General features: G+C 67.2%; 10 protein-coding genes. 5 read left to right on the top strand and 5 right to left on the bottom strand.

What is annotated here, in order from left to right; genetic code table 11:
* Window positions 1-101: 101 nt before the first annotated feature.
* Window positions 102-1,787 carry a SulP family inorganic anion transporter gene (locus R2733_04445; GenBank protein MEZ5375739.1) on the top strand — a complete coding sequence of 562 codons (1,686 nt, stop codon included), beginning with the start codon at window positions 102-104 and terminating at the stop codon, window positions 1,785-1,787.
* Complete coding sequence (locus tag R2733_04440) at window positions 1,780-2,676, top strand: aminoglycoside phosphotransferase family protein (GenBank protein MEZ5375738.1); 897 nt, start codon at window positions 1,780-1,782, stop codon at window positions 2,674-2,676. The genes R2733_04445 and R2733_04440 overlap by 8 nt, the downstream gene beginning before the upstream one ends.
* 1,126 nt (window positions 2,677-3,802) lie before the next feature.
* Here the strand turns inward: R2733_04440 and R2733_04435 are convergent.
* The gene (locus R2733_04435) at window positions 3,803-6,205 is read right to left on the bottom strand and encodes a xanthine dehydrogenase family protein molybdopterin-binding subunit (GenBank protein ID MEZ5375737.1); all 2,403 of its coding nucleotides are present in this window, start codon (window positions 6,203-6,205) and stop codon (window positions 3,803-3,805) included.
* A gap of 98 nt (window positions 6,206-6,303) precedes the next feature.
* Between R2733_04435 and R2733_04430 the strand changes: the two genes are divergently transcribed.
* From R2733_04430 to R2733_04420, 3 genes are read left to right on the top strand one after another with little or no spacing between them, the layout of a single operon-like run.
* On the top strand, window positions 6,304-8,067 hold the full coding sequence (locus tag R2733_04430; protein MEZ5375736.1) for a GGDEF domain-containing protein: 1,764 nt from the start codon (window positions 6,304-6,306) through the stop codon (window positions 8,065-8,067).
* A gap of 35 nt (window positions 8,068-8,102) precedes the next feature.
* On the top strand, window positions 8,103-9,920 hold the full coding sequence (locus R2733_04425; GenBank protein MEZ5375735.1) for a GGDEF domain-containing protein: 1,818 nt from the start codon (window positions 8,103-8,105) through the stop codon (window positions 9,918-9,920).
* Between the two features lie 11 nt (window positions 9,921-9,931).
* Window positions 9,932-10,945, top strand: coding sequence for a hypothetical protein (locus tag R2733_04420; GenBank protein MEZ5375734.1), 1,014 nt, complete (start codon window positions 9,932-9,934; stop codon window positions 10,943-10,945).
* A gap of 30 nt (window positions 10,946-10,975) precedes the next feature.
* Here the strand turns inward: R2733_04420 and R2733_04415 are convergent, their stop codons facing one another.
* From R2733_04415 to R2733_04400, 4 genes are all read right to left on the bottom strand, one after another.
* Window positions 10,976-11,863, bottom strand: coding sequence for an EamA family transporter (locus R2733_04415; GenBank protein MEZ5375733.1), 888 nt, complete (start codon window positions 11,861-11,863; stop codon window positions 10,976-10,978).
* A 78-nt stretch (window positions 11,864-11,941) separates the two neighbouring features.
* Window positions 11,942-13,885, bottom strand: coding sequence for a DUF4214 domain-containing protein (locus R2733_04410; protein ID MEZ5375732.1), 1,944 nt, complete (start codon window positions 13,883-13,885; stop codon window positions 11,942-11,944).
* A gap of 67 nt (window positions 13,886-13,952) precedes the next feature.
* Entirely contained in the window at window positions 13,953-16,220 is a 2,268-nt protein-coding gene (locus R2733_04405) for a xanthine dehydrogenase family protein molybdopterin-binding subunit (GenBank protein ID MEZ5375731.1), read from the bottom strand.
* On the bottom strand, window positions 16,217-17,059 hold the full coding sequence (locus R2733_04400) for an enoyl-CoA hydratase-related protein (GenBank protein ID MEZ5375730.1): 843 nt from the start codon (window positions 17,057-17,059) through the stop codon (window positions 16,217-16,219). Before R2733_04400 ends, R2733_04405 begins: the two co-directional genes overlap by 4 nt.
* Window positions 17,060-17,067: the final 8 nt, after the last annotated feature.

Below are 17,067 nucleotides of genomic sequence, written 5' to 3'. Positions count from 1 at the left end.
ATCCAACCCGAATCCGGTTCGGGTGCTCAGCGGCCCGTTCATGGTGGCAGAGTGGGAACGTGGACTTCGTGGCCCCTCCCGGTGTGCGGCACCTTCGCTCGATGTCGCGCTCGGATGTCCTGGCCGACCTCCTCGCCGGCCTCGTCATCACGGCCTTTCTCGTGCCGGTCGGCATGGGCTACAGCCAGGCGTCGGGACTGCCGCCGGTGTACGGCCTCTACGCCACGGTCGTCCCGCTGCTCGTCTACGCGGTCCTCGGCCCCTCGCGAATCCTGGTGCTCGGCCCCGATTCGTCCCTCGCGCCGCTGATCGCCGCAACGATCGTTCCGCTGGCCGCGGGCGATCCGGATCGGGCGGTGGCGCTGGCCGGGGCGTTGTCCATCGGCGCCGGCCTCGTCGCGCTGGCGGCGGGCATCGGCAAGTTCGGTTTCGTCACCGAGCTGCTGTCGATGCCCGTTCGGATCGGGTACCTGAACGGGATCGCCGTGGTCGTGATCATCGGCCAGCTCCCCAAGTTGCTCGGCATCTCGGTCGAGAGCGACATGCCGGTGGGGGAGTTCGTCGACCTCGTCGCAGCGTTGGGCGACATCGAACGGACCACGGCGTCGGTCGGCGTTGCCTCGCTGCTCGGTCTGGTCGCTGTCCGGGTCGTCGCGCCGAAGCTGCCACGGTCCCTGGTGGTCGTGATCGGCAGCATCGTCGCGGTCGAAGCACTGGACCTCGGCGGCGATCTTGCGCTGGTCGGGTCGCTGCCGTCGGGCTTCCCCGTCCCGGCGATTCCGCGCATCGGATGGGGTGACTTCTCCGAGCTGGCGGCGGGTTCACTGACCATCGCCGTCGTGTCGTTCGCCGACACGAGCGTGCTGTCACGTGCCTACGCCAAACGACTCGACGCCGACGTCGACCCCAACGCCGAGTTCATCGGACTGGGCGCAGCGAACGTGGTCGCCGGCTTCTTCCAGGGGTTCCCGGTGTCAGCCAGCTCGTCGCGCACGCCGGTCGCCGAGTCGGCGGGGGCGAAGACCCAACTGACGGGCGTCTTTGCCGCACTCATGATCGTGCTGCTCTTGGTCGGTGCGCCGGGGCTGCTCGCCTCGCTCCCGATTGCGACCCTCGCGGCCATCGTGATCCTGGCCGTCATCGACTTGGTCGATGTCCGCACGGTGTTCTCGCTTGCTCGTTGGCGACGCAACGAGTTCTTGCTGTCGATGATCGCGTTCGTCGGCGTCGTGGTTGCCGGTGTGGTGTGGGGCATCGGCGTCGCCGTCGGCGTGTCGCTCTTGGCGTTCGTCTCCCAGGCTTGGCGACCCCATGTCACCACGCTGGTCCGTATCGACGGCGTGAGCGGCTATCACGACATCGACCGACATCCCGAAGGTCGACAGGTCGATGGCCTGCTGTTGTTCCGTTTCGGAGCGCCGCTGTTCTTCGCCAACGCCGACGGTTTCCGAGCCGAGATCCTCGAGCGAGTGGCGGAGACGCCCGACGTGCAGTGGGTCGTGGTCACGGCGGAACCGATCACCAGCATCGACGCCACCGCTCAAGCCGTGATCCACGAACTCCACGACGACCTCGCCGAGCAAGGCATCGAGCTGGGATTCGCCGAGCTGAAGGGCGTTGTGCGGGATCAGATCGCGCCCGGTGGAACCATTGCGTTGATCGGCCACGACCGTCTCTTCCCTACGGTCGGTGAGGCGGTCAGCGCCTTCGTCGCAGCTACGGGCAGTGACTTCACCGACTGGAAGACTCGTGAGCGACCGGAAGGGAGTAGCCGTCGTGGTGAGTAGCCAGCCCGCCGCGGAGATCGATATCAGCCGCGAACTGGTGGCGGCACTGCTTCGAGACCAGATGCCCGATCTGGCCGAACTCGAGCTCGTGTTCATCGCCAACGGTTGGGACAACGCGATCTACCGACTCGGCCCCACACCAGGCGGCGAGTTCCTTGGTTTGCGATTGCCCCGGCGCCAGCTCGGAGTCGACCTGATCGTCAACGAGCAGCGCTGGCTCCCCGTGGTGGAGCCGCTGCTCACGATGAATGCTCCGATCCCGGTGCGTGTAGGAGAGCCGGGCAGCGGGTACCCGTGGCCGTGGTCGGTCTGCCGCTGGGTCGAGGGAGTGCCGGCGCTCGATCGTCCGCCTGCCGATGCCCGTTTCGCCGCCATCGAGCTGGGGGCCTTCCTCGCCGGCCTCCACGTTCGGGCGCCGCTCGACGCCCCCCACAACCCGCATCGTGGCGTGCCGCTCGCCGACAAGCGCGCCGGCTTCGAGGCGAATCTGGCGAAGGCCGGCAAGCTCGTCGATGCCGATCAGCTGTGGTCGGCGTGGACCGAGGTGCTCGCCACGCCCGCGTGGACCGGCCCCGATGTCTGGCTCCACGGCGACATGCACCCACTGAATCTGTTGGTGCACGAAGGACAGTTCTGGGGTGTCATCGACTTCGGCGACATCACCGCCGGCGATCCGGCCAGCGACCTGGCGGTGGCCTGGATGCTGTGGCCGGACCGGCCCGAGGTCCGGTCGGTCTTCCGCACCATGTTGCCCCACGATGACGCCACGTGGGAACGAGCTCGGGGCTGGGCCCTGTCGCTGGGCCTGGTGATCGCCGTGAACTCGGCCGACCGCCCGACCTTCGCCGCCATGGCCCACCGCACCATCACCGCCGCCCTCACCCCCTGACGCCCTCGCCTCTCCACCTGCCCATTCGGCGGCATCCACCCGTTCACTAGCACGTTCACGACCCGGAAATGGGTCGCCGATCCACTATCGAACTGCGCCGAACCGGTTCGACGGGCGAATCGCTACGGTTGGTTCCTCGGAGTGGCCACTCCCGTCGTTGTCAGACGAGGGAGACACCTCATGCCCCGAGAGAACGTCGGCCCCATCCGCTCCGCCATCGAACGGCGAGCGCTCGATCGGCACGGCGTGATCCTGCGCTCCGATGCCCTGACCGCAGGGATGACCCCGGCACAAGTCGACCGCAGAGTCCGCCGCGGCCAATGGGTGGTTGGACCCGGGCGAGGCGTGCTCTTGCTCGCAGCTCATGGGAACGACCCGCTCGCCAAGCTGTGCGCTGCGACGCTGTTGATCGAGGGCTCCAACGCCCATGGGCGGTCGGCGCTGGCACTGTGGGGGCTTGTCGAACACCCGAACCTCCCGACCGTGGTCACGGAGCGCCAACGAAGAGTTCGGGGTGTCGCAGTGACCACACGAGCAGGTGCGTCGGCGTTTCCCACTACCCGGCGTCGGGGGATCCCGACGGTGACGCTGGAGGTCGCCGTGGCGTCACTCGCACCGTCAAGTTCGGTCGGGGAACTGCATCGCCTGATCGACGAGGCGCTGCGGCGCAAGCTGACGACCACCGAACGCGTGCTTGCGGCGTGCGAGCTGGTGGCCGTCACTACGCGCTCCGGGCGGTCGGTCCTCCGCCAGCTGATCGACGAACGCACTGACGCCGTCGTTCCTCGGCCCTGGGGGCCTCGGCACTTGCGGAGTTGCTCGCTGGGGCTCGCAACTCCCGTGTGGTGGGGTGGGTGGTTGGTGTCGTGCCTCGGCCCTGGGGGCCTCGGCACTTACGGAGTTGCTCGCTGGGGCTCGCAACTCCCTCTCGATGGCGAGACACGGGTGCACGATTGCTGGCAGGCCGATGATTTCGATTTGGCGTCGTTCGAGAACGATCGACGTCGCGACATCGACATCGGCGACCAGGGCTGGATCGTGGACCGCATCACCTGGCGACAGTACGTCGAGGAGTGGGACTGGATCCTCGGCGTTCTCCGCCGGCGGCTGGGGATGGGGGAGAGCCTCAGATTTGTTCGGCGGCAGCGGCTTGCTCTTCGTCGACTTCTTCGCCGGCGGCGAGCTGGTCGAAGATGGCCGGCGGGTCACGCCACGGATCGATCGGGGTGCCGGCCCGTGCGGCGGTGATGTGTTCCCACACCCGTTGCGGCGTGCACGGCATGTCGATGTGGCGGATGCCGAGGTGCGACACCGCGTCGATCACGGCGTTCTGCACCGCCGGGGTGGAGCCGACGGTGCTGGCTTCGCCGATGCCCTTGGCCCCGAGCGGGTTGAGATGCGTCGTGGTCACCGTGTGCGAAGCCTCGAAGCTGGAGAACTCGGCGGCCGAAGGGAACGTGTAGTTCATGAAGTTGGCCGTGATGGGATTGCCGTCGGCGTCGTAGGCGACCTCCTCGTAGAGCGCCTGCGACGCGCCCTGGGCAATGCCGCCCTGCTGCTGGCCCTCGAACACGACGGGGTTGACCACGGTGCCGGCGTCGTCGACGGCGATGTGGCGGAGCATGGTGACCTGCCCGGTTTCGGTGTCGACCTCGACCACCGAGATGTGGGTGCCGAACGGGAAGGTGCCGTCGGCCTGCTTGAAGTCGAGTTGGGCGGCCAGGCCGACCGACTCATCGGATTGGTCGAGCACGCCGTCGGGCAGCTCACGAGCGGCGGCTTCGGCCAGTTCGCCCCAGCCGAGCGCCTTGGCGGGCACGCCGGCAACGCCGACCGTTCCCGCTTCGGTGTCGATGATGATGTCGTCGACACCGGCTTCGAGGAGGTGGGCCGCGAGGCTGCGGGCCTTGTCGACCAGGGCCTCGGTGGCTTCGTGTACCGCCGAACCACCGAGCTGCAATGATCGGGCGCCGCCGGTGCCGCCGCCGGTGCGTACCAGATCGGTATCGGACTGGATGAGACGGATGCGCTCGACCGGGATACCGGTGCGATCGGACACGATCATGGCGTAGGTGGTCTCGTGTCCCTGGCCGTGGGCCGACGTGCCTGCCTTCATGGTGGCCGAGCCGTCGGGGTTGACCTCGACCGAGGCGTACTCGCTGCCACCGCCGCCCGAGGTCACCTCGATGTAGGAGGCCACCCCGATGCCCAGCTGGAGCCGATCGCCACGCTCGCGCCGTGCGGCCTGCTCGGCCCGCAGCTCGTCGTAGCCCGCAATCCGGGCTGCCTCGTCGAGCGCCTTGGTGTAGTCGCCCGAGTCGTAGGTGACGCCGGTGAGCGTGGTGAAGGGGAAGACGTCGTTGGGGAGGAAGTTGCGACGCCGCATCGCGAGCGGATCGATGCCGAGCTCGAGGGCGGCTTGGTCGACGACGCGCTCGACGAGCGAAGCAGCCTCGGGGCGCCCGGCACCGCGATAGGCGCCGGTCGGCGTGGTGTTGGTGACGGCCACGGCGATGTCGAACCGCAGTGCCGGGAGCGCGTAGGTGCCGTTCGACATCCGGCGTGTACCTGCGGAGAGGAGCGCCCCGATGTTCGGGTAGGCGCCGGCGTCGCCGATCAAGCGCACTCGCAGCCCGGTGATCGTGCCGTCGTTCTTCACCCCGAGCTCGACGTATTGGATCTGGGCCCGAGAGTGGGCGAGCGAGAGCATCGACTCGCTGCGGGTCTCGGTCCAGATGACGCTGCGGCGCGTGAGAAGCGCGGCCTTCGCCACGACCCCATGCTCGGCGTACAGCCCGGCCTTCGCGCCGAAGCCTCCGCCGACATGCGGAGCGATGACGTGGATGGTCTTGTAGTCGACGCCGAGGGCGGCACCGAGCTGGCGCTGCAACAGGTGCGGCATCTGGGTGGCGGCGTAGAAGGTGAGGCGACCATCGTCGGCCGGAACGGCGGCGACAGAGTTGGGCTCCATGGGCGCCCCGGCAACGCGCTGGTTGACGTAGCGGCCCCGCACGACTCGATCGGCATCGGCGAGGACGTCGACATCCGGGTCGGTCGAGGTGGTGGCGAGGTTGTCGCCCTTGTCGGGATAGATCAGCTCGACACCCTCGTCGAACGCCGACTCGGGATCCACGATCGCCGGAAGCGGAGTGATGTCGGCCACCACCAGCTCGGCGGCGTCGACGCCCTGCTGGAACGTCTCGGCGATCACGACGGCGATCGGCTCGCCGACGAAGCGGACTCGGCCGTCCGCCAGCGGCGACCGAGCGAAGGCGTCGTCGACCTTGACGAACCCGTGATGCGGCTCGATTCCGAGCTCGGCAGCGGTGTACACGGCCACCACGCCGGGCGCTTGTGTCGCGGCCGTGGTGTCGATGCTGTTGATCACGCCGTGGGCGACGATCGAGCGTACGAACACCGCATGGGTGGTGTCGGGGCCGACGATGTCGTAGACGTAGCGAGCGGCGCCGGTGAGCAGCGCCGGATCTTCGATGCGTTGGACACGGTTGCCGAGAATTGATCCTGCCATGGCGCTCAGCTTGGCAGGTCAAGCTTCTTGCCGGAAACCCGACCGCAAGATTGTGCCGCACCCTCACGAACTGGGCCTTTGCCACCGAAGCTGGTCGAATGCACTTCGTCGACCGGCTTCGCATCCGGCGGGTGATCGCGCTCATCGCGATTCTGCCGATGCTGGTGGGTGCTGTCGCGGTCGGTCTCCTGGCGATCGGCGAGAGCCGAGCCCGTTCGGAGGCGGTGCAGGAGCTCGATGACCTCGAGGTGTTGCTCGTCGTTCGAGAGATGCAGTCGGGTCTGGCTGCCGAGATCGCGTTCTACGAAGGCTGGTTCTCCCTCGTCTCGGCCACCGATCGCCTCGACACCAACGGTCTCGTGAGTCCTGCCGTCCGCGCAACGATCAGCGCAGGAGTGCGTCCACTCGGCGATTCGGCGATGGCCGCCGTCGAGGGCGCGGACGTCTCGGCGACCCACCGTGAACAGCTCGACACCTTGATCGGGCATTGGCTGAAGATGCGCGAAGCGTTCGACCGTGACGATGTTGCTGCTGTGCAGGTCGAGGTGGCCGAGCTCGGTGTCGCATCCGACACGCTGGAAGCGATCGCCGATGAGCTGGTGGCCCGACAGGGCGCGCCGTGGCTTCCGGTCGATCGACAGTCTCGGTTCGGCGTGACGTTGGCGGAGGAGATGTCGTTCACCGGCGTGCTGCTGATGTCGGGAGGAACCAGCGAAACGGATCGGGTCCGCGCCGCCGTGCTGGCCGATCGGAGCATTCTGGCCTTCGACGCCATGATGGCGGTCTCGACGACCGACCAACGAGAGCGGCTCCAGTCCGTGGCGGACGCAGCCCAGATCAATGCCTTGCGCAGGCAAGCGCAGCTCGAAACGATGACATTGGCGAACAACGAGGTGATCACGGCACTCGTGCAGCTCGCCGACGTGACGAGCGTCGTGAACGATGTGCGATCGGAGTCGGCCGAAACGATTCGTGCCACTGCAGCGGACAAGGCCGCGCTGGCCTCGACCAAACGAGATCTCGCCCTTGCGCTCGTTGTTGCGGTCGTCGTCGCTCCGCTCGCACTGCTCGTCACGGTCGGCGGGCGACTGTCTCGCCGCCTCGAAGTTCTCGCCGAAGCCGCCCGCCGGGTGGCAGATGGTGAGATGGACATGCGCATCGCCGATACGAGCGGACGGGACGAGGTGGCCGAGGTCTCGGTGGCCTTCAACGATGTGGCCGAGACGATTGCGCGCTCGCATGACCAGATCTCGGCACTGGCCGAGGGCCGAATCGATGACCCGATCCTCGACGACGAACTCCCCGGCGTCATTGGCCAGACACTGCGGCTCGCACTCCGGCGCCTCGGGAATGCGACGGCCGAGCTGGCGCATCAAGCGAACCACGACAAGCTGACCGGGCTGCTGGATCGACGTGGTCTGCAGGCCGGGCTCGACTCGCTCGTCGCGCGAGACGCCGACGGTGTGCCCGTCGACCGCGGCATGATCCTCGTCGACCTCGACGACTTCAAGCAGATCAACGACGTCCACGGCCATGCCGCCGGTGACGCGGTCCTGCGAGAGGTCGCCAAGCGACTCGTTGCCGGCACTCGCAGCGGCGATCTCGTGGCGAGACTTGGTGGTGATGAGTTCCTCGTGCTGACGTCGTCGCACAGCAGCTGCGAAGCGACGGTGGATCGTCTGGCCGAGCACATCGCCATGCCGATCGAGTGGAGCGGGCTGATGCTCCCGGTGACCGCATCGATCGGCTGGACCTCGATCGGCGTCGACGAGCACTTCGAGGACGTCCTCCACCGGGCCGACAAGGCGATGTACACAGCGAAGCGGAGCGGGAAGAACCAGTCGCTGTCGAGCGAGCGGTGAACGACGGTCCGCCGACGACGGGGCATGAAGCCGGAGTGTCTTCGGAACCGTCGTCCCCTCGTCGACGACGAGTGTCGCCGCTCGATCGCGTCGGATTTCGACAGCTCATCTTGCTCATCGTCCTCGTCCCGATGGTGATCGGGAACCTGGCGACGCTCCGGCTCGCCTCGAATGCGCAGGCGGCCGAACGGCTCGCCAATGAGGAGCTGGCCGACCTCGAGCAGCTGCTGGCCCATCGCAACTTCGAGACGGCGGTGATCGCCGAGTTGGCGCTGTACCGGGGATGGCCGACGGTTCTCGCGTCGAGCGCGATCCGGGAGGACGATCCCTCGATCGTCATCACTCGACAGGTGATCGAAGGTCTTGTCCAGTCGGCAACCGACCTGGCCGCGGCGGGTGTTCGCCAAACAGCACTCGGAACCGACGAATTGGCAACGTTCGACGACATCGCGCGCTCGCTCACCGACCTGCGCGTCGGGTTTGCAGAGAATCCTCGCACCATTCGGTCGGACGAGCTGACTCGCGTCGACGCCGATCTGGCGATCTGGTCGCACCAGGTCGATTACCTGGCCCTGGGGAGGAGTGCTGCCTGGATGTCGATCGACCGGCAGGCGGAGTTCGCAACGGCGCTGTCGACCGAAGTGATCTACGCCGGGGGGCTGCTCCTGGCCGGCGAGTCGACCGAGGCCCAGCGCCAGGCGGCCGCCGTTGCCTTGGCCACGACCGACGCCGCACTCGAGCGACTTCACGTCGTCGTCACCGACGAGCAGCGGCAACGTCTCGAAGTGGCCTACGCCGACAACGAGTACCTGACGACGGTGCGATCGAGAGTGCTCGACCTCCCCAATCGATTCGAACCTCTCGGGGCTCCGGACCTCGTGTCGTCACTCACCGGACTCGCCTCGTTCACCGCGGTCACGGTCGAGATCCAGGGGGAGTCCGTCGCCTCGGTGCGCGCCGCTGCACTCCTGCGGTCGGACCGGGCGCGACACAATCGCCAACTGATGATCGGCGCCGCCCTGGCGACCCTGGTGGTTCCGGGGCTGCTGGTGGCGGTGGTCGGCGGTCGGACGACTCGCCGGGTGCAGCGTCTCGCGAGGGCGGCGGAGCGAATCTCGCAGGGCGAGCTCGGGGTCGTGGTCGACGACGTCACCGGCACCGACGAGCTCGCCGTGTTGGCGACCGCCTTCAACCAGGTCTCGGCCTCGGTGCTGATGGGCCACGATCAGGTGGCAGCGCTCGCCGACGGCCGGCTCGACGATCCGGTGTTCGACCGCGACCTGCCCGGGCCGATCGGACACACGCTTCGCGTCGCCCTTCGTCGGCTCGGGGACACGACCGCAGAGTTGGCGCACCACGCCAGCCATGATCGATTGACCGGACTCCTCGACCGCCGAGGCTTCCACTTGGCCGCGGCGGAGCTGTCAGCCGACCAACGTCGAGCCGTGTTGCTCCTCGACCTCGACGGGTTCAAGAAGGTCAACGACACCTTCGGCCATGCCGCAGGCGATGCCGTGCTCGAGGACGTCGCCGAGCGACTCCGCCGTTCGATCCGGTCGTCCGATGTCCTTGCCCGATTGGGAGGCGATGAGTTCGTCATCGTGACCGAGCGATCCGATGCCGAACGACTCGCTGCTCGTCTGCAAGGAGAGCTGACGCGAACCATCCGATGGAATGGCGAGGACCTCCGTGTGTCGGGGTCCGTGGGTTGGACGACTCTCGACCTCGGTGAGCCGGTGGGTTCGGCCCTCGCACGAGCGGATTCGGCGATGTACCGAGCCAAGGGACAGGGGCCGGGTCGAGTCGAGCACGTGGAGCATGCTGGATTTCGCGTCGAGGAGCGGGCCAAGTAGCGTCGGCGTTCATGGCCGAACGCAAGATCATCACCGTCCTCGAACCCAGCGACGAGTACTGCCACGAGCCCGACGAGGCGACCAATTACAACGAGTCGATGTATCTCAACGCCTTTGATCTCGAGCAGGAGGTCGGGGGCTGGTTCCGGCTCGGGAACCGGGTCAACGAGGGCTACGCCGAGATGACCGTGTGCGTGTACCTGCCCGGCGGTCGGGTCGGGTTCGTCTACGCCCGACCGGAGATCACGTCCAACACCGAGATGTCGGCGGGTGGCTTGACCATCGATGTCGTCGAACCGTTCGAACACCTGAAGGTGACCTACCGGGGCAAGGTCTGCCTGCTCGACGATCCCTCGCAGATGGCCGAACCGAGGGTGGCGTTCAAGGAGAATCCGTGGGTCGAGTGCGAGATCGATCTCGACTTCCATGGCGTGTCGCCCATGTACGGCGGGCGTCAGGTCTACGACGACGGCACCGAGATCGAGGTCGAGGCCGAGAAGAGTTTCGCCAAGGCGCACTACGAGCAGCACGGATCGATGAAGGGAACCATCCGGGTGGGCGAAGAGGTCATCGACCTCGACGGGTTCGGTCTCCGGGACAAGTCGTGGGGACCCCGATACTGGCAGGCCATCTCCTGGTATCGCTGGCTGCCGTTCGTCTTCGGCGCCGACTTCGCCATGATGGTGTCGACAGTCGGCGGTCGCTCCGGCGGGATGGTGCTCAAGGACGGCGCCTATCACCTGATTCGCAACGCCACCATCGAGTCGACCTGGGATGACGACAAGTACCAGACGGCCATGGTCTGCCACGTCGAGACCGACGATGACACCTACGAGGTGCGAGGCGAAGTCATCTCGCTGATCCCGTTGCGCAATCGTCGGGCCGATCCCGAGGGCAACCAGTTGGTCACTCGGATCACCGAGGCCATGACTCGTTTCGAGTGCGACGGCCGAAAGGGCATCGGGATGAGCGAGTATCTCGACCAGATCGTCGACGGTGAGCCGGTGGGGCCCGACGTCGCATGACGTCGACCCGACCCTGCGTCGGGCTCGGGATCAGCTCACGACGATGCCGACGATGCCGGCCAGGATCATTGCGCTGGCGAGGTACTCGCGCAGATGGTGCCGTTCGTGATGCACGACGATGCCGATCGCGAAGGCCAGCACGAGCTCCACCTGTCCGAGCGTTCGGACCTTCGTCGGTCCTTCGATCGCGATCGCCCAGGCCCAGCTGGCGGACCCACCGAGTGAGAGCACGCCGACCGGAAGCGCAGCTCGCCATGCCTTCAGCACCCGGACCAGTGACTCGTTCGGGGCGACGGCGAGGCCCAGCCCGTTGATCACGACCTGCGAGGAGAGCATGCCCGCCAGCGTGATGAGCGCATGTTCGAAGTCGCTGCCCCCGTCGATCGCTCGGGAGGCCGAGCGGATGCCGATCGACGTGAGGGCGAAGAGGCCGCCGGCAGCGAGCCCGAGCAGCGCCGCGGGGTCGAGGCGAGTGAAGGCCTCACCGGGGTCGGCCACGCGCTGGCTTGCGAGCCACACGATCCCTATGAACACCACGACGACACCAACCCATCCGAGCGGGCTCGGCACCTCGTGGATCAGGACGGCGGACGCTATGGCGACCAGGATGACCTCACCCTTGGAATAGACCGTTCCGACGGCGAAGTCTCGGACCCGAAACGACTGCAGCAGGCAGATGGTCCCCAAGATCTGGCAGACACCGGCGGCGATGACGATCGGCACGAACCGTGAATGCACGGTGGGGGCAGCGTCCCACGTAAGGGACGTGATGCCGAGTCCGGCAAGGGCGAACGGGAGGGCGTAGAGATACCGGACGGATCCCGCCTCGGTGACGCTCAGGACCGAACGAAGGCGGTGTTGCTCGGACGTGCGAAGGATCTGGAACACGGTCGCAGCCAGCGTGATCACGATCCACATCGCCCGACCTCCGTCTCAAATTGTGAGACACATATCTCACAAGGTGAAATCGTACCTGGAAATGATCGGGCTGACGATTCAGATGGGAGCGAAGGGGAACCGGGCGATGAACTCGTCGCCGGCGGCGACCCATCGCACGACTCCATGAGGGAGCAACACACCACGCCGAACCTGGTCGAGCCAGTAGGCCTGTCCTGCCGGGTCGGCGTCTCGGCCCAGGACGTTCCGGTAGAGCAGGGCGATGAAGGCCTCGTCGGAGAGGGCGCCGTAGCGGGTGCGGAACTCCGTCGAGGCCGCGAAGGCCCAGGCGACATCGTCGAAGGTGGCGCCCTGGTCGACGCGAGCCAGCCAATACTTGGTGCCAACGACGTCGGGGTCGCGATCGAAGAAGGCTCGGTAGAGGCGAAGGAAGGCAGCGTCGCTCGGCTGGTAGTCGGTGGCGGCGAGCACCTCGTCGAGGGTGGTGGCGTCGGCGATCGGGCCACGAGCCACATCGGGCGGCGCGGGCGACGGCGGCACCGAGTTGGTGACGAGATACACCATGTTGTTCTTCTTGGAAGTGATGTAGAGCTCGCCATCGGGCCCCTGACCGAAGCGGACGTCGGCCCGTGAGGTGCGATAGGTCGGCGCATCGTCAAACACGTCAAGCAGGGAGGTGCGAACGACCGATGGGGTCGCCGGGTTGTCGTCGTGATCGAAGAGGATCGTGCTTCGCCGCAGCGTCGCCTGGGTCAGCGTCGACGGCGGCTGCCCCGGAGCGAGTCGGCGAACGGTCGAGACCAGTTCGGCGATGGGGACGTCGAAGAGCTCACCAGAGATCGGGAAGTCCGCGGCGAAGAAGTGGCCGTCGAGTGCCGACCCGTTGGTGATGCCGAACCCACCGGCGATCGATTCGCCGGTGACCGAGGCACCTGGCGTCCCGTCGTGGCCGTACTGTGCTGCGGGGTAGGTGTAGCCACGAGTTGCTTCGTCGGCGGGCAGCGGTGCGATGCCGTTGATCACGCCACCCCCACCGTTCACGTGGACGAAGGTGCCCTCGCGGTCGGACCAGCCGTAGTCGCCTCCGGCCTCGATGATGTTCAGCTCCTCGACGTTGTCGCGGCCCGGCTCACCACTCACGAGGATGGTCTGCCCTCCGCCGATGGGCACGAATGCCAACGTGTGCGGGTTGCGGTGACCGAGCGAATAGACCTCGTCGAGCATGGAGGGGTCGCCGACGAACGGGTTGGAGGCGGGCACGGTGTAGGGCGCTGCGCCGTTCACTCGAGGGTCGATTCGCAGGATCTTGCCGAGCGCGTCGTTGCGCTGACCGCCGCCGGCCGTTGCCGAGACCTCGCTGCCGTCACCGTGTGCGATGTAGAGCAGGCCACGGTCGGGGCTACCAACGGGCGCGTAGCGGTTGAAGGCGATTTGGCGGATCGTGTGGTCGTAGACCGGCATGCCGACCCGGAAGACCTCGCGATACGAGTTCGGGTCGACCACCCCTCCCACCTGACGGAACTCGAGGAGGACGCTGTCGGCAGCCACCGGCGTGGCGACGTCGCTGAGATAGTGATGTCCGGTGGTCGACGCCGGACGAGTCTCCATCGCCGATACGTAGAGCAACCCGTTGGTCGCGAAGTCAGGGTGGAAGGCCAACGATCGCAGACCGCTGTGCATCGGATTGGACTCGTCGAGGTCTCGACCGGTCACCGACTCGATGGCGGCATCGACGTCGAGGAACACCTCGAGCCGGGGCGTTGTCGACCGGTCGAGGATCTCGTAGATGATCCCGTCGTGCTCCTCGACGACGAACAGTCGGTCGCCCGTCGTTGCCATCGCGTTGATGCGCGGAGGGTCACCGCCGTCGGTATCGGGAACCTGCACGAATGGCCGAAGCTCGACCGTGACGCCGCCATCGACGATGGCATTCGGTAGCGAGTTGTCAGCAGCTGCGGGTGGTGGCGGGAATCCCGCCACGGCGATGGCGAGCGTTGTAGCCGCCAGCAATCGCCACGAACGCGAGGCGGTGGCCATGGTCATCGAATCCCTCAATTCGTGTGTTGTCGTTCCCGACGTGTGGCCGGGCGGCCGCCCGCGTGGATGGTAGCTACTGCATCGCCTGCCAGACGCGCTGCGGCGTGAGCGGGAGGTCGACGTGCTTGACGCCGAGATAGGCGATCGCATCGATCACGGCATTCTGCACGGCGGGCACCCCGCCAATCGTTCCGGACTCGGCGATGCCCTTGGCCCCGAGCACGTTGCCAGGGGCGGGGTGCTCGGTCAGGTGGGACTCGAAGGACGGGAATTCGGCGGCAGATGGAATGCCGTAGTCGAGGAAGCTGGCGGTGATGGGGTTGCCCTCGGCGTCGTAGGCGAACTCCTCATAGAGCGCTTGCCCGATGGCCTGGCCGAGGCCGCCGTGCACCTGGCCCTGCACGATGGTCGGGTGGATCATCGTGCCGGCGTCGTCGACGGTGACGATCCGGCGAAGTTCGACCTCGCCGGTCTCGGTGTCGACCTCGACCACGGCCGCGTACATGCCGTAGGGAACGGTCGGGTTGGCCTGCTCGTAGTCGGTCTCGCACTTGAAGCCGTAGCCGGCCTCGTCGCTGTCGTCGGATGCCGCACCCTTCAGAGCGGCGATCTCGGCCCACCCGACCGTGGCTGCTGCCGGCGATCCCGCCACGGCGAAGCGGCCCGAGGTCGGATCGAGGACGATGTCGACTTCGTTGGCCTCGAGCAGGTTGGCCGCCGCCCGCTTGGCCTCGTCGACCAACATGTCGGTGGCGATGGCCACGGCAGAGCCGGCCTTCTGCGCCGATCGGGAGCCGCCGGTGATTCCGCCCCTCGGCACGATGTCGGTGTCGCCGTGGACGACGTCGATCATGTCGAGCGGAACGCCGGTGCGTTCGGCGACGAGCATCGCCCACGTGGTGTAGTGGCCCTGGCCGTAGGGCGACGAGCCGGTGAGCACGCGCATCCGCCCATCGGGCATCAGTTCGAGTGAGCCGTACTCGGTGCCGGGCACGCCGGCGGTGCGATCGATGAACGACGACAGGCCGATGCCCAGCGCCTTGGTGTCGCCGTTGGCCTGACGGTTGGCCTGTTCGTGCCGCACGGCCTCGTAGCCGACGTAGTCAGCAACGAGTTCGAGGGCTTCGGGATAGTCGCCCGAGTCGTACAGCACACCGGTGGGGTTGGTCCACGGCATCTGGTCGGGCTTCAACAGGTTGAGCCGGCGGACATCGAGGGGATCGAGCCCGGCTTCGGCGGCGTAGAGGTCGATCGCTCGGTCGACCATCGCTCCGCCCTCGGGTCGACCCGCTCCTCGATAGGCGGCGGTCGGCGTGGTGTTGGTGACCAGCGCCGTGGTGGTCCACCGGACGTTGGACACGTCCATCGGACCTGGCATCACCATGCCGGCGTTCTTGGCGAGCACCGGACCGGCGACGGGGTACGCGCCGCAGTCGACCTCGATGTGGGCCTCCATGGCGTGGATGCGGCCGTAGCGGTCGCCGCCGATGGTGATGGTCTGGCGCTGGGCTCGGGAATGGCCCAGCCCGATCATGTCCTGGGAGCGGCTCGGCAGCCACCGCACCGGGCGACCGGCCCGCTTGGCCAGGAGGGGGAGGAGGAGGTCTTCGACGTAGAAGCGGCCCTTGGCGCCGAAGCTGCCACCGACATCGGCCGTGATGACCCGCACATCGGCGAGGTCGAGCCCGTACAGCGCAGCGATGCCCTTCTGGAACGGGTGCACACCCTGGCAGCTGGCGTACTGGGTGAGTCGGCCGTCGTCGCCCCACACCGCAGCGGCGGCCCGGGTCTCGAGCGGGCACGGAGCCAACCGCTGGTTGATGAAGGTGGCGGTGACGACGTGCTCGAAGGCCGAGAAGTCGATCGGATCGGCGACGCCCCCGTTCGCTCGGTGCATCACGTTGGTGCCGACCGATTCGAAGAGGAGGGTGTCGTCGCCGGCGGCGGCATCGAATCCGATCACGGCCGGTAGCGGTTCGTAGTCGATCACCACGAGTTCGGCGGCGTCGACCGCCTGGGCCTGGGTCTCGGCCACGATGGCAACGATCGGCTCACCGACGAAGCGCACCCGGTCGGTGGCGAGTAGCGGGCGGGCCGTGCCCTCGGGGTAATCGGGAGGACTGCCGGGAAACGCCCCGAGCTCGTGGTCGTGGCCGGTTACGACATCGATGACACCGGCCGCGTTGGCCGCCTCGGCGACGTCGATGTTGGTGATCAGGGCGTGCGCCTCGATCGAGGTGACGAAGTGGACGAACGCACAGCCGGGAAGGTCGACATTGGCGACATAGGTGGTGTCGCCGACGAGGAGGTGTCGGTCCTCGAGCCGTGACGGGTCGCTCATGAGCCGGTGAACTTCGGCGGTCGCTTCTCGAAGTACGAGTCGATGCCTTCCTTGAAGTCGTTCGACTTGAACAACTGCATCACCTGGAGCAGCACATGATGACTGTGCGACTCGAAGTCTTCGGTCCAGGCATGGCGGTAGAGACGCTTCATCGCCTGCACGGCGAGCGGCGCGTTCGCCGCGATCTCGGCCGCCCAATCACGGGCGATGTCGCCGAGTTGCTCGTCGTCGGCGACGAGGTTGACGAGCCCGTAGCCCTCGGCCTCCTCGGCCGAGAGGTTCCGGCCCAAGAACCCGATCTCGGCGGCCTTGGCGTGGCCGATGAGCCGGGGGAGGTACCAGGTGCCGCCGCTCTCGGGGACCACACCTCGCTTGGCGAAACCAGGAACGATCTTGGCCGAGCGGGCCGCCAGCCGGATGTCGCAGCCGAGGGCGAGGTCGAGGCCGTAACCGGCGGCAGCGCCGTTGAGGGCGCAGATGGTGGGCTTGTCGACGTTGAACAAGATGTTGGTCGGCAGGGTGCGGGTGCTCATGTGCCGCATGCCCTTCATGGCCTGCTCGCCGCCGATACCGGATCCTTCGGCCGCATCGACGAGGTCGAGACCGGAGCAGAACCCTTTGCCTGCGCCGGTCAGGATGATGCACCGCACGTCGTCGTCTTCATCGGCCTGTTCGAGCAGACGCCCGAGGGTGGCAAGCATCTTCGACGAGATGGCGTTGAGGCGATGGGGACGGTTCAGGGTGATCGTGGCGACGTGGTCGGCCACCTCGTAGAGCACCTCGGGTGCCGGTTCGTCGGTGGCAGAGGCGTTCGGTACGGCGGATTCGGTCTCGGACATGGAGGCCT

The organism is Acidimicrobiales bacterium, assembly GCA_041394265.1.
Classification (GTDB): Bacteria; Actinomycetota; Acidimicrobiia; order Acidimicrobiales; family SZUA-35; genus JBBQUN01.
Note: the sequence above shows the minus strand (reverse complement) of the source record. Positions and strands in the feature narration are given on the sequence as shown.

Coding starts and splice junctions, on each gene's coding strand:
- R2733_04420 (MEZ5375734.1), top strand. CDS start 9,932: ATGGCCGAACGCAAGATCATCACCGTCCTCGAACCCAGCGACGAGTAC.
- R2733_04430 (MEZ5375736.1), top strand. CDS start 6,304: ATGCACTTCGTCGACCGGCTTCGCATCCGGCGGGTGATCGCGCTCATC.
- R2733_04435 (MEZ5375737.1), bottom strand. CDS start 6,205: ATGGCAGGATCAATTCTCGGCAACCGTGTCCAACGCATCGAAGATCCG.
- R2733_04405 (MEZ5375731.1), bottom strand. CDS start 16,220: ATGAGCGACCCGTCACGGCTCGAGGACCGACACCTCCTCGTCGGCGAC.
- R2733_04445 (MEZ5375739.1), top strand. CDS start 102: ATGTCGCGCTCGGATGTCCTGGCCGACCTCCTCGCCGGCCTCGTCATC.
- R2733_04410 (MEZ5375732.1), bottom strand. CDS start 13,885: ATGACCATGGCCACCGCCTCGCGTTCGTGGCGATTGCTGGCGGCTACA.
- R2733_04400 (MEZ5375730.1), bottom strand. CDS start 17,059: ATGTCCGAGACCGAATCCGCCGTACCGAACGCCTCTGCCACCGACGAA.
- R2733_04415 (MEZ5375733.1), bottom strand. CDS start 11,863: ATGTGGATCGTGATCACGCTGGCTGCGACCGTGTTCCAGATCCTTCGC.